Source organism: Paenibacillus durus ATCC 35681 (assembly GCF_000993825.1).
Taxonomy (GTDB): domain Bacteria; phylum Bacillota; class Bacilli; order Paenibacillales; family Paenibacillaceae; genus Paenibacillus_AQ; species Paenibacillus_AQ durus_B.
In genome coordinates this window covers 618,995-633,296 of record NZ_CP011114.1, presented here as the reverse complement: position 1 = coordinate 633,296, position 14,302 = coordinate 618,995, and the positions used below count along the sequence as shown (strand labels likewise).

The window sequence follows — 14,302 nt, the reverse complement described above, 5'->3', positions numbered from 1 at the left end:
GGAAGACAAGGACGGAGGGAGAATGACTATGCCGAAAATGCGGTATGTAATTTTGCAGCAGAATCAGGAGCTTCAATTCGTGGAAATGCCGGAGGACTATGCGTATCAGCTTAGCGCGCTCAATCTTAGATTGAATAAAGAGATCGACAAGCTGACGGCCGAGAACGTGCCCGATTTGCCGCTTGCGGTGGCCGAGTGCGATTCCCTGGAGCTGCTGCGCGAGCAGTATTCATTAGAGTCCGGGCTTGATTATATCAATCGGCTGGAGCGGGCTTTTGCCGCCATTCAAGAACAGAACTATCCGCTCATCTCCCTGCTGACGGAAATCCGGGCGCTTCAGGCGCAGCTTGAGCAGTGGTATGAAGAGGAAGAAGAGCGGGCTCAGTAAGATCCGCATGCAAGAAGAATCACCTGTGGCGTCTGGTCTCGAACAACCTTCCGGACTGCGGCGGTATTCATATCATCTTCAGTTCATGGCGCACCATTGCCTACCTCTGCACATATGCTAACCTACGCAAGCACGCAGAGGAGGGATTCCAATGCCGCAATGGCTCAGCCATCAGCTTATGAAAGCCTATTACAAAAAGGACCGGAGACAGATCAAGCTGCTGAACGAGTGCTGGTTCTTTTACCGGGATTCCGCAGTCAAGCGTTAGGCCAGAGTCTGGTTCGACGCCCCACGGTCCGATAGCCGTTACCGGTTTGCCCCCCCGGCAAGCCTTAGAAATGCCTTTTTAATCAGAATCCATCTCCTTCGTGAAGGGATGGATTTTGTTTTGTTCTTATGAAGAAGTCAGAACTTAGGAAACAGATACATAACCAGAAAGTACAGGAATCCCAAGAAAATAATAAAGTATGCGGCATACTCGACAAAGGCGGAGGCGATAAGGCTGGAGTTTGCTTTCTTTGGAGTCTCCAGATGTTCCGCTTCCATACTGCTGTGTTGGTAACGCGGGTCCATGATCGATCGCTCCTTTTCTTTTTAGCCTTCATTACCCGGAGATATTCAAATTTAAACAAACAGCCGCCCCCGCTGTTCCCGGCTGCAGGCGGAAGCGGAAGTGCGGCTTATAAGACAGATTACCCGTTTGGATACCCTGTTAACGGAACCATGCCGTGATCTACGGATAAAGCCGGAGTTTGCTAATTAAAGCTTCGTTTGGATGGCCAGGAGCCCTGCAGCTTGCGGACCAGCACAATTTGTCCCGTATGATAAGCATCATGCAGAATAAGGCTCATCACTTCTTCCCCGGGAGCATGCCCCGAACCGCCCCAATCATATGCGCCCTCCTCCAGCGCCTCAATAATCTCACGCAGGTCGGCATGGACTTTTTTGAGACGGGAAACCGCCTGTCCCCATGCTTCTTCACCGCTTTCCGTTACTGTAAATGTAGCGTCATTGCTCTCTAAATACGGCGGATTGGGCAGGCCCTTCAGCTTCCGCAGCAGCCGATCCTTATAATAAGTCAGATGATTAACCGTCTCCCAAATCGAGTTGGCGGCTTCTCCCTGCGGCTTCCAGAGTGCCTGCTCGCTGCTAACGCCATCCAGCGCATTCTTCAGCGGCGGCGACCAATCCTCCTGATCCATCGCATAATCCCAGTTTTGGAGCAGAACCTCACTAATTTTATTTTGCATGTAAAGCTTCCTCCTTAGTTGTAACTGTCTAAAACAATAACAATGGTTACAAGAAAACTGTAACATAAGAAACAGGCAGAATACAAGTAACTAGCAAAACTTATTTTTAACTGTTACAATGTAGCTGTAGGAAAGGAAGGATCGATGATGCTGTGGGATGATTTTATAAACAGCTACTGGCGGGATTGGAGAACGGGAGACAAGAGCAAGGACAGGGACCGTCTGGAAGATCCCCAGTGGGTGGAGTCTTGGCTCTCCGCACATGGACTGCCTGCTCTGCCTATGCCGGACTCCGAGCAATTGGATGAACTTAAGGAGCTGCGCGGCTATCTTTTCGATACCGTCCGGGAGGTAGTGGAGGGCAAAGAGCCTGCCGGTCTGCCGGAAAAAATGAACCATTATATGGCGGCCGGTCCCGTCATGAGGCAAGCGGCAAGAGACGATGATGGACGAATTAAAGTGTCGCTGATGCCGCTGCAGGCTAACTGGGAACAGGTGATGGCGGAGATCGCCGCTTCTTTTGCCTCTGCCCTGGCGGAAAAAGAACAGTCACGATTTCGCATTTGCGATAATCCCGACTGTCTCTGGGTCTACTATGACGATACGCGCAATCGTTCCAAGCGCTACTGCGACGATAAAGCCTGCGGCAATCTGATGAAGGTCCGCCGTTTCCGGGCCCGGAAGAAAGCGGAACAGTGAGCGGCTTCAGCGTGCAGCTTATACTTTCTTATATCACAAAAGAACGGCCTCGGATTCGCCCGGGCCGTTCTTTACTTTATATTATGAAACTATTGTCTTTCTGGTTCTATATTAGACTAAAGAACGTTTGGCACTCACTTCGACTGGCTTCTCTACAAGCGGTTTCTTCCACAGTCCAAATACCAGAGCGGAAATAACCGCGCCGATGGCAACCGCCAGCAGGAACAGCAGCGCATGGTTTGCAAGTGCCGCTACGAAGATGCCGCCATGCGGAGCCGGGATATTAATTTTCCAAAATTGGGTCAATCCCCCGGCAACGGCCGAACCCAGAATACAGGAGGTCAGGACACGCATCGGGTCGGCAGCCGCAAATGGAATTGCGCCTTCGGTGATGAAGGACAAGCCGAGCACATAGTTCGTTATGCCGGATTTCCGTTCATCTTCCGTGAATTTGTTCTTGAACAGTGTGGTAGCCAGTGCGATTGCCAGCGGAGGAACCATGCCGCCAGCCATAACAGCCGCCATCATTGCACCATCACCAGTAGAGGTGAAGACGCCAATCGCAAAGGTATAAGCCGCTTTGTTGAAAGGACCGCCCATATCAATCGCCATCATGCCGCCAAGGACAAGCCCCAGCAGAACGGCGTTGCCTGTTCCAAGATTGTTCAGAACATCAATAAGGCCCGTGTTGATCCAGCTAAAGAATGGATCGAACAAGTAGTACATAATGGCGCCGGTAATCAGAAGGCCGAATACAGGGTATAGCAGAATCGGCTTCAGGCCGTCAAGCGTCTGGGGTATACCTGCAAACACCTTACGCAATCCGATAACAACATAACCGGCCAGGAAACCAGCGGCAAGACCGCCAAGGAAACCGGCATTGGAGCTCGCTGCCATAAAGCCGCCGACAATACCGGGCATTAGTGCAGGACGGTCGCCGATGCTCATAGCAATGAATCCGGCGAGGATCGGAATCAGGAAGTGGAACGCTCCATCACCGCCGCCAATGGTTTGCAGAAGCTTAACGATCGGATTATCTACACTTGCAATCTGCTCGAACAAGAAGGAAATTGCGAGTAAAATACCGCCGCCAACTACAAAAGGCAGCATATGGGAAATACCATTCATCAAATCTTTATAGATTTTGCTGCCGACACTGATCTTGCCCGCAGGCGCCGCATCCGAAGCGGCTTTGCCTTGGCTGCGGTAGATCGGAGCATCGCCGGCAACCGCTTTGTTAATCAGCTCTTCCGGCTTGCGGATACCATCGCTAACCGGTCTTTGCAGCACTGGCTTGCCGTCGAAACGGGCCATTTCCACCTGTTTGTCGGCGGCCACGATAACACCGCTCGCTCGGCGGATTTCATCGGGGGTTAGCACATTCTTCGCGCCCTCAGAACCGTTGGTTTCGACGCGGATATTAATTCCCATCTCTTTGGCTTTCTTCTTAAGAGCATCTTCAGCCATGAAAGTGTGGGCAATGCCTGTCGGACACGCGGTAACGGCAACTACAAACGCTTCCATATTACTTGGATTGCCAACGATCATTCCGCTTGCGGCCGGTTGCTTGGCTTTTGCTTCTTCTTCCTGTTTGGTTTTTTCCTCTTCCGCCTTTTTAGCCGCTTCTTGCTCCTCCTGTTTGGCGTCGAAGAGCGCCGTTACGTCATCCGGCGTCTTGGTATTCTTCAGTTGGTCGATGAATTCAACGTCGATCAGCAGACGGGACAGGGCGGCAAGCGTACGCAGATGCGTATTAGCCGCGCCTTCCGGAGCGGCGATCATGAAGAACAGATGCGCCGGTTCACCGTCTAAAGATTCAAAATCCACGCCGCCGGCGCTTTTCGCAAATACAACCGTCGCTTCATTGACGGCTTTCGTCTTGGCGTGAGGCATGGCAATTCCGCCACCGATGCCCGTGCTGGACTCTTCTTCACGCTTCAGAATCATTTGCTTAAACAGCACCGGATCGTTAATCCGGCCGTTTGCGGCAAGGCTGGCAATCAATTCATCAATTGCCGCCTCTTTGGTTGTAGCCTTCAAATCCATGATCATTGTCTGTTTGATCATCAGGTCCGTAATTCTCATATAAGTTCAACTCCCTTGAATTCATAAGTGTGCATCGCACGTTGCAAATGACTTTCCAACTAGTTACAGCTTACTGATCTGAACCTGCGGGCGCAGCCGCTCAATCTCCTCCTTCGTTGCCAGGTCATCGGAGAATGCAGTGGCGCTTCCAGAGGCAACTCCTGCACGAAAAGCCTCTATCGGATCTCCCGTCAGAAACAGCGTGCCGACAAATCCAGCTATCATTGAATCTCCCGCGCCTACCGAATTTTTAACCGTCCCGGACGGCACCGTAGCGCGGTACACCTCTTGTTCGGTAATGAGCAAAGCGCCTTCGCCGGCCATGGAAATCAGCACATGCTTCGCGCCTTCTTCCAGCAGCTTGCGGCCGTACGTAATGATCTCGTCCACAGAGTTAATCGTAACGCCGTACAATTCGGCCAGCTCGTGATGATTCGGCTTAACCAGCAGCGGTTTATGAACCAGAGCGTTCATCAGAGCCTTACCGGTTGTGTCGATGACGAATTCCGCTCCGGATTGTCCACAGGCACGGATAAGCTTCTGATAGAAATCTCCTCCAAGAGAAGGCGGGGCGCTTCCGGACAAAATGACAATGTCGTTCTGCTGCAGATGGGACAGTTTGTCCAGCAGCTGCTGCGCCTCCTCGTCGCGGATTACAGGACCAAGACCGTTAATTTCCGTCTCGTCCCCGTGTTTGAGCTTAATGTTGATCCGGGTGTCATCCGCTACGAACACGAAATCACTCTTGATCGAGTCTTCACGCAATTTGTCCGCGATAAACCGACCGGTGAACCCCCCGAGAAATCCGAGAGCCGTATTTTCTACCCCCAGCTGGTCCAGCACGCGGGAAACGTTAATCCCTTTGCCGCCAGGAAGCTTCAAATCCCGCTTCATCCGGTTCAAGTCGCCGAGCTTCAGGTCTTCAACCTCCACGATATAATCGATGGAAGGGTTAAGCGTTACAGTATAGATCATAATTTACCCCTCAATTATTTTGGTTTTACTTGCGATGGATTGGCGCAGCCTTTCCGGAACGGTATCCGTTATCACAACAGCCTCCTGCAAGTCGAACAGCTTCGCAAAAGCGACTTCGCCAAATTTGCTGGAGTCCGCAAGCACGTAAGTTTTGCCGGATAACTGGTGAGCCCGTCTCTTAATCAGCGCTTCTTCGGGATCAGGCGTTGTATAACCCATTTTGGCATCTACGCCATTTGTACCTAGAAAGCATTTATCGAAACGGAAGTTCTCCATATTCTGAAGCGCAATGCTTCCGACTACAGCTTTGGTATGGCTCTTCATCATACCGCCGAGAAGGTAACTGGGGATTTGCTTCCTAACCAGTTCTTCAATGTGGGACAAGCCGTTGGTCACGACGGTCACACCTTTAGCGTCAATATGGGAAATCATTGCTAACGTTGTTGTTCCCGCATCCAGATAAATACATTCACCATCAAGCAGTTGAGCGGCTGCTAAAGAGGCGATGGAATTTTTTTGCTGAATGTTCTTGGAGGTTTTCTCCTCCATGCCGAGCTCCTGGCTTTTATGAGGCAGCAGCGAAGCTCCGCCATGTACCCTTTTCAGCAAATTACGGCTCTCAAGATCAATTAAATCCCGTCGTACCGTCGATTCCGAAGCCCCGAGCATTTCCGTCAGCTCCTGCATTTTGACGACGCCCTTTTCTTGTAAGCGCTGTATTATCATTCCGTGGCGTTCTTCAGTCAGCATCTTCATTCCTCCAACTGACCATATAGTAACATAAATCGAGCAAAAAACAATCATTATTATCCAAATTCCATCAAAAATCTTCAAGCCTCGTTACAAAGTTGTGAACGCTTACTTTTTGCTTCCATGCCGTGGTAGTGAGTCGGTTTGTTTTTATACATTAACGTATAGAAAATGAATTTCAGTTTGCGTTTATAAAAAAAGGGGGCGTCATCTTGTTATAAGGTTTGGTTATTAGTTACGATTTGTGCACCCGTGCGGGGGTGGTACTCAGTAAGAGCATAATACGGCTAGGTTTTACGAATTTCAATCCACGCACCCACATGGGGTGCGACGTGTTTGAGTGTTTGGTTGATCTGGTACAGTATAAATTTCAATCCACGCACCCGCATGGGGAGCGACGTATCATCTTTTATTTCCTCCTTTGTCGGCGGCTCTGATTTCAATCCACGCACCCACATGGGGTGCGACCGTACAATTGCTGTCCTACATTGTCGATCATTACGGGATTTCAATCCACGCACCCACATGGGGTGCGACTCAGCCGGGACAGTTTATATTTCATCCCGGTACTATTTCAATCCACGCACCCACATGGGGTGCGACTCAGCCGGTATATAACCCTTCATCGGTTCAGGGAATTTCAATCCACGCACCCGCATGGGGTGCGACAAGTTGTCCAGCGCGCAGAGGCTTGACGCCGGGCATTTCAATCCACGCACCCGCATGGGGTGCGACCAATGGCGAAGCGGCTCTGCTGGCGTACATCTTCAACATTTCAATCCACGCACCCGCATGGGGTGCGACTACACCTCAGACGGCGATCCGCTGAGTGTTTTGAATATTTCAATCCACGCACCCGCATGGGGTGCGACGTGGGTACTTGGGCGTTTCTGTGCAAGACATTTTGATTTCAATCCACGCACCCGCATGGGGTGCGACTAGACATTTCCTTAGATACTCGGGACTGCCGAGTGTGATTTCAATCCACGCACCCGCATGGGGTGCGACTCGCTTGTCTACATAAGGTAGAGCGAGATTAAAATTTCAATCCACGCACCCGCATGGGGTGCGACCGCCCGGAATATCAGCTCCCACTCCTGATCGTCTAATTTCAATCCACGCACCCGCATGGGGTGCGACATTCCCGGAATTTCCCGGAAAGTCCTATAACATCGAGATTTCAATCCACGCACCCGCATGGGGTGCGACGAGGAACGATCACGCCAGATCATATCGTCTCATACGGATTTCAATCCACGCACCCGCATGGGGTGCGACTAATCGTAAAGTCCGGTGGAGGATACTTTCCGCATTTCAATCCACGCACCCGCATGGGGTGCGACACAACGCCGAATCCTTATCCATCCTCACAGACGCAATTTCAATCCACGCACCCGCATGGGGTGCGACTGCTTAGTGATGACCAGCGTACAGTAATAATGAATTTCAATCCACGCACCCGCATGGGGTGCGACGCACTCCAGAGAGCACGGGCGAACATCGATGCTGATTTCAATCCACGCACCCGCATGGGGTGCGACGACGCGCTCTTGATTTATATAATCTACGCTATCGGATTTCAATCCACGCACCCGCATGGGGTGCGACAAAGAAAACCTTATCACAAGCAAAAGGAGGATATATTTCAATCCACGCACCCGCATGGGGTGCGACTATAATCTACGCTATCGGGAAGCGGTCAGGCATATTTCAATCCACGCACCCGCATGGGGTGCGACTTTCGAATTCCTCTGCAACCTGCCGACTACTACAATTTCAATCCACGCACCCGCATGGGGTGCGACGAAAATAACATTTACAAGGATGTCATTGTAATAATTTCAATCCACGCACCCGCATGGGGTGCGACAATACCCGGAAGGCGTCAAGAAGTACCAGCAGATTTCAATCCACGCACCCGCATGGGGTGCGACTTGAGCTGATCCGTTCCTATCCGCTTTATCTAGTATTTCAATCCACGCACCCGCATGGGGTGCGACCAGGCTGGTACGCGAAGCGGCAAAAGCAGAAATGATTTCAATCCACGCACCCGCATGGGGTGCGACAGCCAGCGCCCTTGCCCGGAGTTCCAACTCTTCCTTATTTCAATCCACGCACCCGCATGGGGTGCGACTCAAAAAAATGTAAAAAACCAACAAGTCGAGGATATTTCAATCCACGCACCCGCATGGGGTGCGACGGCGAAAATGATTAAGATTGATCTGAGAAAGACATCAATTCCTTCAATTTCCGCCAAAAACGTTGCAAAAGAAGTATAAATCCAGAATTGACTTTTTTCAATAAACCGTTATTCTTCTACTTTTCGACAAAATTTGAGGTGCGAAGGACCCGGGGAAATCATGGGAGCTTGGCATTCGCACCTTAAATGATCAGCGGGCTTTCCATGTCATATGAGCTTTTTACACCGATGTGTTCGACTTTGGTTTTATACTTGTCTCCCAAGTTATAGAAACGCAGACTATCTGTCTCTTCGTCGATCAGTTCTTCCAGTTCAAACTTTAGCCGGCGGAACTGCGTCGTATCCACAATACATTCGAATACGGAGTTTTGGACCCTCTGACCGTAATCCAGACACTTCTTGGCGACTTGTGACAGACGTCTTCTGCCCTCCGCGCTTTTTGTACTTACATCATACGTAATCAAGACCAGCACCTGAAAACACCTACTTCCACAAAAATGGAGGATACTCATCCAGATCTCCCCGAATGTATCTCGCCAGCAATAGCGCTTGTGAATAAGGCACGAGTCCCCAGGAGATTTTTTCGTTTAGATAAGGATGAATGATTTTCTCCTGCTTTCGCTCCTGCCAACCCTTAATCACTTGCTTCCTGGTGTCATCGTCCATAAGGACCGCGCCGTTCTCTTTCCGGTAAAACCCCTTCGGATTGATAAGCTTTTTATTAATCAAGGATAAAACAAAACGGTCCGCATAAACGCCTCTCAGTTCTTCCATCATATCCAGCGCCAGCGAAGCCCTCCCGGGCCGATCTCTGTGAAGAAAACCAACGTAAGCGTCAAGACCAACGCTCTCCAGCGCCGACCTTACATCATTCGACAGCAGGGTATACGCAAAGGAAAGCAAGGCGTTGACATTGTCCAGCGGAGGCCGCTTATTCCGGCCACGGAAGAAAAAGTCGTCTTTCTGCTGCAAAATCAGTTCGTCAAATACCGAGTTGTATTGAACCGCCGCAGAACCCTCCACTCCCCGCAAAATATCCAGATCTTCCACGCTATGAACCAGATTCATGCTTTCGGAAAGAGCCGCCGACACCTTCTTGATCCGGGGAATATCCAGCCGCAGCGCATAATCCCGCGTGGCACGCTCCAGAATCCATTTGGCGTTATAGATTTTGCCGAGAATAAAATTTCTCGCTACCAGCGCACTTCGGCGCTCATCATCGGATATCCGGTACTGCTCCTTGCGGAGCACCACATTACCTCTGCTCTCACCGGTCACTCTAGCCAAGAAACGCCCGGTGCGGGTCATAAAAGTCAGGCCGATACTTCGCTCAGCGCATGAACCCATCAATGCCGGACTTACCCCCGCGTACCCAAATGTGCAGACAGCTTCCAGATTATGCAGAGGATAACGCCCCAGAATATTCTCTTCCTGCCGGATGACAATATTCTCACCGTCCAGTGACAGATAAGTGTCCGGTGTCGTCACAAATAACGTATTCAGCAGTTTTTTCATTCGCTCAACCTGCTTTCAATATAGCTCGCAACGGACCGCTTCTTCAGCATCTCCGGCAGGCACACGTTATGCAGGGAGCAGCTTTGACAGTGCGGCCCTGCTTTTGCCTTCGGTGTATGCTTTTTCGCAAAATAATGATGCATTTCCTGCAAAACCGCCTTGACTTGCTCACGGTCTGACAGAGTAACGGGTACTTCGACCCGGTGCTTGGTTTCATTATAGTAGAGATAGCCGAGTGAAAGATCGCAGGCCAGCATTTCCTCCAGACACATCAGTTGGGCAATCAACTGGGAGCGGTCCGAATCGTTCTTCTTAGGCTTGCCCCGTTTGTATTCAACCGGATACGGAAGATACAGACCTTCCTCCCCCGAAAGCGGTATTCCCGCCGGATCTCGTACAAACTCCACCACGTCACATATCCCCGTAATGCCCAGCGTCCCGGAATGAACGGGCAATGCGCGCACGATCAGTTTGTTCCCTCTTTTTTCACGAAGATGAGGTTGATCCGCAATTCGATGAACGTATGTACCTTCCAGCGTGCGGACATTCTCTTCCCATTGTTGTTCAACATGTATCAACGCCCACTGTCTGCGGCAGAAGTTGAAATGCTGAATCCCCGAGAGCAGCAAATAGTCATCTTCGTTATAATCCGGCATATTCCCGCACTTCCAGTCCATCCAGTGGCTGAAGGGTGCAGGTGTAATCATCGTCAAAGGATTTTGGCTGAGTAACGCCTTCATTCAAATGAATTTGAAGAGAACGATGCACCTTGGCAGAAGAATATTGCCCCAGGCCGGACTTATGCTCCCACCAGTAGACTTTATGTACTTCCATACTGCCGTCCGGACGCGCCGAGGAAGTGTCATTTTCAAACAAGGTAACCAGCGCCTCGCGTATCTTCTCTGCATCCTCATAGGTGAAACCGGTTTTCCCGGCTAACTGCGTATTAATGCTTCCGTAAAAAACATATACACCAAAGTCCACTCTGTGCTTCATACCCATCGTGTCCGGGCTTTTCTTGTTCGGATTATCTTTGGGGGTGGTCGCGTTGACGCTCTTGGTGATCTGCATGCTGGTAATATCAATCGGGTCGATGCTCACCGCCGTATGAATCGAAACCGGTCCGCGAACCCCGATGGATACGCCGCTGCCAGAGCCTTCCGCCCCGCCAAAAGCGAACACTTGACCGAAGCTGCGCACATCCAGCCATGCGTTGCAGGCAGCTTGGGCGTACAGGTCATTATTTGCTTTTTTTCCCTTGGCGAATTCCTGCACCTCCGCATTGGCGTCTACCCGTTCTTTAATGCTGCGATAGCCATCCCCCCGTCTTTCATCGGACTGCACGAGAATCGACTCTCCCATGTCCTGAAGGCGATTTCGGATTTTCCGCTTGATGCAGACATCAGATACCTCGCCGTATCCGTCATAGTTCTGCCGAGGACGATTGCCGTTCAGCGGGTCTCCGTTCGGGTTAGCATTATGAACCGAAAATACAACGGCAAAATCAATTTTGTGATCAAGCGTGCTCATTATTCATTCTCTCCTTGTACATCGTTATTGGCGCTCTCGTCGGTCCGGGCAGTCTGTCCAGCCTCGGCTTCCCTCTGCTCCCTGCTCTTGTACAATTCATTACGCTGGCTGTAAAATCCGAGCAAATACCGTCCATTGAGCCGATTATCATTGTAATCTTCCAGTTTCAGCCGAGAGCCCACTTCATCCAGCATTTTATTACAGTAATTGATGATGCCGTCCTTCGTGCCCATTTTGGCCTGGTAAGGCTGTAAATTCGACTGAATAATCTCCCAGGTCCGTCCCGGATGCTGCGCAAAGACGTTCATGTATCTCACCGCGTTCGTGGCCCGCTTCTCTTCCTTACCGAGCGCGCGCCGCTCCAGCACATCGGCGATTGCCAGCATTCGGCCAAATAAGTAGCTGCGGTCCTCATTCTCTACATCAAGGCTCACGGTAAAACCCTCCTTCTCATATGTTTTCTTCACTAGCGCGCAGGCAATGCTGAGCGTCTTCTCCCATTCCCAAGGCTCCATGCCAACCGGATTGGAGGCACGGTTCACCGCGCTGCGCACAATATCCTGCGGGACAGGACGCTTGTCCACTATACATGGCAGCATCCGTTCAAGCAGCACTTTAACAACTTTATCGCTCGCCTGCGGGCCGTAAGCGGCGAAGGCAATATCCCGCGTTGCCGGTGCGCCGGTGAACGAAAGTATCTCCTTCTGTTCGTTTTTACGGTAACGGTGCAGCCATCGGCACGTTGCATGCCAATAATTTAGACGATTAAAAAATAGCTCCTTGTTCAAATTTCGGTAATATACAATCGACAATCGTCCCGGCGTCGCCGCATCCAGCACCATGATGACAACCTCGGATTTGTAGTCGTCGGTATTATAACGATAGCCGTGAATAGCACGCCGAAACTGTCCGGCGAATTCACGATGCGCGGCGTCTCCCGCTGTATCTTCATCCTCCTCTTCGCCGTACAAGTCCAGCCCATCTTCCCATGGAGGGGGAAGATCCGGGTTATCGATTCCCCACACCAGAAACACTTTACCATCAATAGTGACGCCCTGGCGGTCAATCAGCCATTTCAGGGCATTATGCCCTTTTTGAGAGACTTCGTAGCTGACCGCCGCCGCTTCCCTTCCACTGCGGAACCGTCCGCGATAGGTAAAGCCTAGCGAATCGTTGGCTGAGATCAGCTTCGTTTTGTCACCGGAATTGCGGATACGTGAAGTATGCTTGTCCGCATACGGCAAATATTCCCCAGTTACGTAGCAAAGCTCCTGCTCAGCCAGTTCCATCTCGTTATAGCGGATAAAGGCTTCCTGCACCGACCGGTCTCGCCACAACCGATCTTCCGGATCACCGGGGACATGAACGGCAAACCGGATGAAGGCGGCGCTTTGATCGGAGGCGATGACCTTGAAAATTGCTTTTTTCTCTCCATATCTCTGCTCCATAGCCGGTGTCCATTTCGGCGCCAATTGCCCCTTCTCATCAAGCCATAGCACCTCCCGTTGAACTAAATCGGCAATCAAGGTACCTCTACTTAAATAGGTATACACGCTCTGCACCTTGGAATGTGCCGCTGGAGATTCGCACCAGGCAAGCAATTGCTTCATATAGTCCGCATGCGGTGTTCCCTTGACTTCCCCGTAATAACGGGTATAGTCGCCAGCTACATAGACCAGCTTATCGAACAGCGGGTGCGGCACCGGCGCACTGGTTCGACTTGCGGATGCCTCCGTACAAGGAATAATTGTGCTTGCTTCCTCTTTTTCCACAACCCTGGCCTGAAGCAGATTGCCCTCCATATCCAGCCGCACCTCGATATGTGAACTTTGTGTGGTGTGCGAGACAGGGATGAGCGCGTACTCCCGGCCGTTTTTCTTTCTCTCAAACTGCCCGGTCAAATGCGCGTTATTCTCGTATGTCTTGTATAAATCGGCGAGCCAGGTCATCCCCTCTCCTCCCCTTGGAAATAATCGGCATACAGTTCCTCCACAGACTGGATATCTGCTAGGCCGAACGATTTGATGTGTCCCTCTCCGGTCTTACGGAGCAGCGTACACTCTTCAGGCCGGATGTACCGGATAATGCCATGCTCCATCTTTGCCCGCCATAACCGGGTTTCCCGCTCTTGTCGCCCCGTTTCATCAGGGTAGTTAATACCATGCACCATGATGCCGAAGTCAATCTCTGCAATTTCATCATAAAATCCGACTCCCTTACCATATTCGCAAGGTTCCACATAGCCCTGACATTCCCGCGCGCCCAGGAAAATATCCCGCCGGCCTCCCGCCTGTACCGCCCGCTTCGCAATGTTATGATGCTTGTGTTCGTTGCGGTCCTGAATCAAATCTTCACGGTGAGGATTAAACTCAAAGTGCGCCCTGACTTGATATCGCGGTTCTTTGAGATACGTATAATAAGAAAGCGTATTACCTCCCCCGTACTCAATAGGACGAATGCCTTTCGATTCCGTCTGTATTGGTTCCATGACCCGTACCTCGTCGATAATCCAAATAAGCGTGGGTTTCCAATATATGGATTCCACTATCCCCTTCAACGCTTGATAGGTCGGTATTTGATAGCTAAACTTCTCCCCGCCGATTTTGGTCAGCGGGTCCGTAAACAATCCGTATTTTCCGTAAACCTCGAACTCGATCTGGTTTCTCATGTATTCACCGCCTTTTTGTAAATTTAAATTGTTGTGTATTTATTAAAAAGCAAGAACAGAGTGTTGGCGTGCCGGATTTGGAGAGGCGGCTGCACTATCTTTAATTTAAAAGGACAGCCGCGCTCGTTAGGATGGAAGGCTTCAATTTTTAACTTGGATTGTACAAGTCTGTTTGAGATGGTGGCTAATCTTCACTTTGAGGTCTTTGCTCTCATCGCACTTTGTGCAATTGAGCTTAAACA

At 50.8% G+C, this 14,302-nt stretch carries 14 protein-coding genes and 1 CRISPR repeat array; of the genes, 3 read left to right on the top strand and 11 right to left on the bottom strand.

Annotation, left to right across the window (positions count from 1 at the left end; genetic code table 11):
• Positions 1-28: 28 nt before the first annotated feature.
• Positions 29-388 carry a hypothetical protein gene (locus tag VK70_RS02795; protein ID WP_025700351.1) on the top strand — a complete coding sequence of 120 codons (360 nt, stop codon included), beginning with the start codon at positions 29-31 and terminating at the stop codon, positions 386-388.
• Between the two features lie 151 nt (positions 389-539).
• A complete protein-coding gene (cmpA, locus tag VK70_RS27705) occupies positions 540-656 on the top strand; it encodes a cortex morphogenetic protein CmpA (RefSeq protein WP_090834029.1) in 117 nt (38 codons plus the stop codon).
• A gap of 137 nt (positions 657-793) precedes the next feature.
• On the opposite strand, the gene VK70_RS28190 is transcribed toward cmpA, so the two are convergent.
• Positions 794-961: a hypothetical protein gene (locus VK70_RS28190; protein WP_155986987.1), complete on the bottom strand. Its 168-nt coding sequence runs from the start codon at positions 959-961 to the stop codon at positions 794-796.
• A 182-nt stretch (positions 962-1,143) separates the two neighbouring features.
• Positions 1,144-1,638 carry a DinB family protein gene (locus VK70_RS02790; RefSeq protein WP_025700349.1) on the bottom strand — a complete coding sequence of 165 codons (495 nt, stop codon included), beginning with the start codon at positions 1,636-1,638 and terminating at the stop codon, positions 1,144-1,146.
• 144 nt (positions 1,639-1,782) lie between these two features.
• Here VK70_RS02790 and VK70_RS02785 point away from each other — a divergent pair, with 144 nt between their 5' ends.
• Positions 1,783-2,337 (top strand): CGNR zinc finger domain-containing protein, encoded by a 555-nt coding sequence (locus tag VK70_RS02785; RefSeq protein ID WP_324607983.1) that lies wholly within the window; start codon positions 1,783-1,785, stop codon positions 2,335-2,337.
• 111 nt (positions 2,338-2,448) lie between these two features.
• Here the strand turns inward: VK70_RS02785 and VK70_RS02780 are convergent, their stop codons facing one another.
• The 9 genes from VK70_RS02780 to cas5c form a co-directional block, all read right to left on the bottom strand.
• Positions 2,449-4,422, bottom strand: a complete 1,974-nt coding sequence (locus VK70_RS02780; protein ID WP_046722766.1) for a PTS fructose transporter subunit IIABC — start codon at positions 4,420-4,422, stop codon at positions 2,449-2,451.
• Positions 4,423-4,485: 63 nt separating this feature from the next.
• Positions 4,486-5,397, bottom strand: a complete 912-nt coding sequence (pfkB, locus tag VK70_RS02775) for a 1-phosphofructokinase (RefSeq protein ID WP_025695208.1) — start codon at positions 5,395-5,397, stop codon at positions 4,486-4,488.
• Positions 5,398-5,400: 3 nt separating this feature from the next.
• Positions 5,401-6,147, bottom strand: a complete 747-nt coding sequence (locus tag VK70_RS02770) for a DeoR/GlpR family DNA-binding transcription regulator (RefSeq protein ID WP_025695207.1) — start codon at positions 6,145-6,147, stop codon at positions 5,401-5,403.
• Positions 6,148-6,447: 300 nt separating this feature from the next.
• Positions 6,448-8,347: direct repeats of the CRISPR family, unit length 32 nt; unit sequence ATTTCAATCCACGCACCCGCATGGGGTGCGAC.
• Between the two features lie 182 nt (positions 8,348-8,529).
• Positions 8,530-8,820, bottom strand: coding sequence for a CRISPR-associated endonuclease Cas2 (gene cas2 / locus VK70_RS02765; RefSeq protein ID WP_025695206.1), 291 nt, complete (start codon positions 8,818-8,820; stop codon positions 8,530-8,532).
• A 10-nt stretch (positions 8,821-8,830) separates the two neighbouring features.
• The gene (gene cas1c / locus VK70_RS02760; RefSeq protein ID WP_025695205.1) at positions 8,831-9,862 is read right to left on the bottom strand and encodes a type I-C CRISPR-associated endonuclease Cas1c; all 1,032 of its coding nucleotides are present in this window, start codon (positions 9,860-9,862) and stop codon (positions 8,831-8,833) included.
• Positions 9,859-10,518, bottom strand: a complete 660-nt coding sequence (gene cas4 / locus VK70_RS02755) for a CRISPR-associated protein Cas4 (RefSeq protein ID WP_025695204.1) — start codon at positions 10,516-10,518, stop codon at positions 9,859-9,861. The genes cas1c and cas4 overlap by 4 nt, the downstream gene beginning before the upstream one ends.
• Positions 10,505-11,392, bottom strand: a complete 888-nt coding sequence (gene cas7c / locus VK70_RS02750) for a type I-C CRISPR-associated protein Cas7/Csd2 (RefSeq protein ID WP_025695203.1) — start codon at positions 11,390-11,392, stop codon at positions 10,505-10,507. The genes cas4 and cas7c overlap by 14 nt, the downstream gene beginning before the upstream one ends.
• Positions 11,392-13,341, bottom strand: a complete 1,950-nt coding sequence (cas8c, locus tag VK70_RS02745; RefSeq protein ID WP_025695202.1) for a type I-C CRISPR-associated protein Cas8c/Csd1 — start codon at positions 13,339-13,341, stop codon at positions 11,392-11,394. Before cas8c ends, cas7c begins: the two co-directional genes overlap by 1 nt.
• A complete protein-coding gene (gene cas5c / locus VK70_RS02740; protein ID WP_025695201.1) occupies positions 13,338-14,060 on the bottom strand; it encodes a type I-C CRISPR-associated protein Cas5c in 723 nt (240 codons plus the stop codon). The genes cas8c and cas5c overlap by 4 nt, the downstream gene beginning before the upstream one ends.
• Positions 14,061-14,302 lie beyond the last annotated feature (242 nt).

Bases quoted from the DNA above. Each gene is read 5' to 3' on its own strand.
- VK70_RS02770 (WP_025695207.1), bottom strand. From the start codon at position 6,147: ATGCTGACTGAAGAACGCCACGGAATGATAATACAGCGCTTACAAGAA.
- VK70_RS28190 (WP_155986987.1), bottom strand. From the start codon at position 961: ATGGACCCGCGTTACCAACACAGCAGTATGGAAGCGGAACATCTGGAG.
- VK70_RS02795 (WP_025700351.1), top strand. From the start codon at position 29: ATGCCGAAAATGCGGTATGTAATTTTGCAGCAGAATCAGGAGCTTCAA.
- cas8c (WP_025695202.1), bottom strand. From the start codon at position 13,341: ATGACCTGGCTCGCCGATTTATACAAGACATACGAGAATAACGCGCAT.
- VK70_RS02785 (WP_324607983.1), top strand. From the start codon at position 1,783: ATGATGCTGTGGGATGATTTTATAAACAGCTACTGGCGGGATTGGAGA.
- cmpA (WP_090834029.1), top strand. From the start codon at position 540: ATGCCGCAATGGCTCAGCCATCAGCTTATGAAAGCCTATTACAAAAAG.
- VK70_RS02780 (WP_046722766.1), bottom strand. From the start codon at position 4,422: ATGAGAATTACGGACCTGATGATCAAACAGACAATGATCATGGATTTG.
- pfkB (WP_025695208.1), bottom strand. From the start codon at position 5,397: ATGATCTATACTGTAACGCTTAACCCTTCCATCGATTATATCGTGGAG.
- cas4 (WP_025695204.1), bottom strand. From the start codon at position 10,518: ATGCCGGATTATAACGAAGATGACTATTTGCTGCTCTCGGGGATTCAG.
- cas5c (WP_025695201.1), bottom strand. From the start codon at position 14,060: ATGAGAAACCAGATCGAGTTCGAGGTTTACGGAAAATACGGATTGTTT.
- cas7c (WP_025695203.1), bottom strand. From the start codon at position 11,392: ATGAGCACGCTTGATCACAAAATTGATTTTGCCGTTGTATTTTCGGTT.
- VK70_RS02790 (WP_025700349.1), bottom strand. From the start codon at position 1,638: ATGCAAAATAAAATTAGTGAGGTTCTGCTCCAAAACTGGGATTATGCG.
- cas1c (WP_025695205.1), bottom strand. From the start codon at position 9,862: ATGAAAAAACTGCTGAATACGTTATTTGTGACGACACCGGACACTTAT.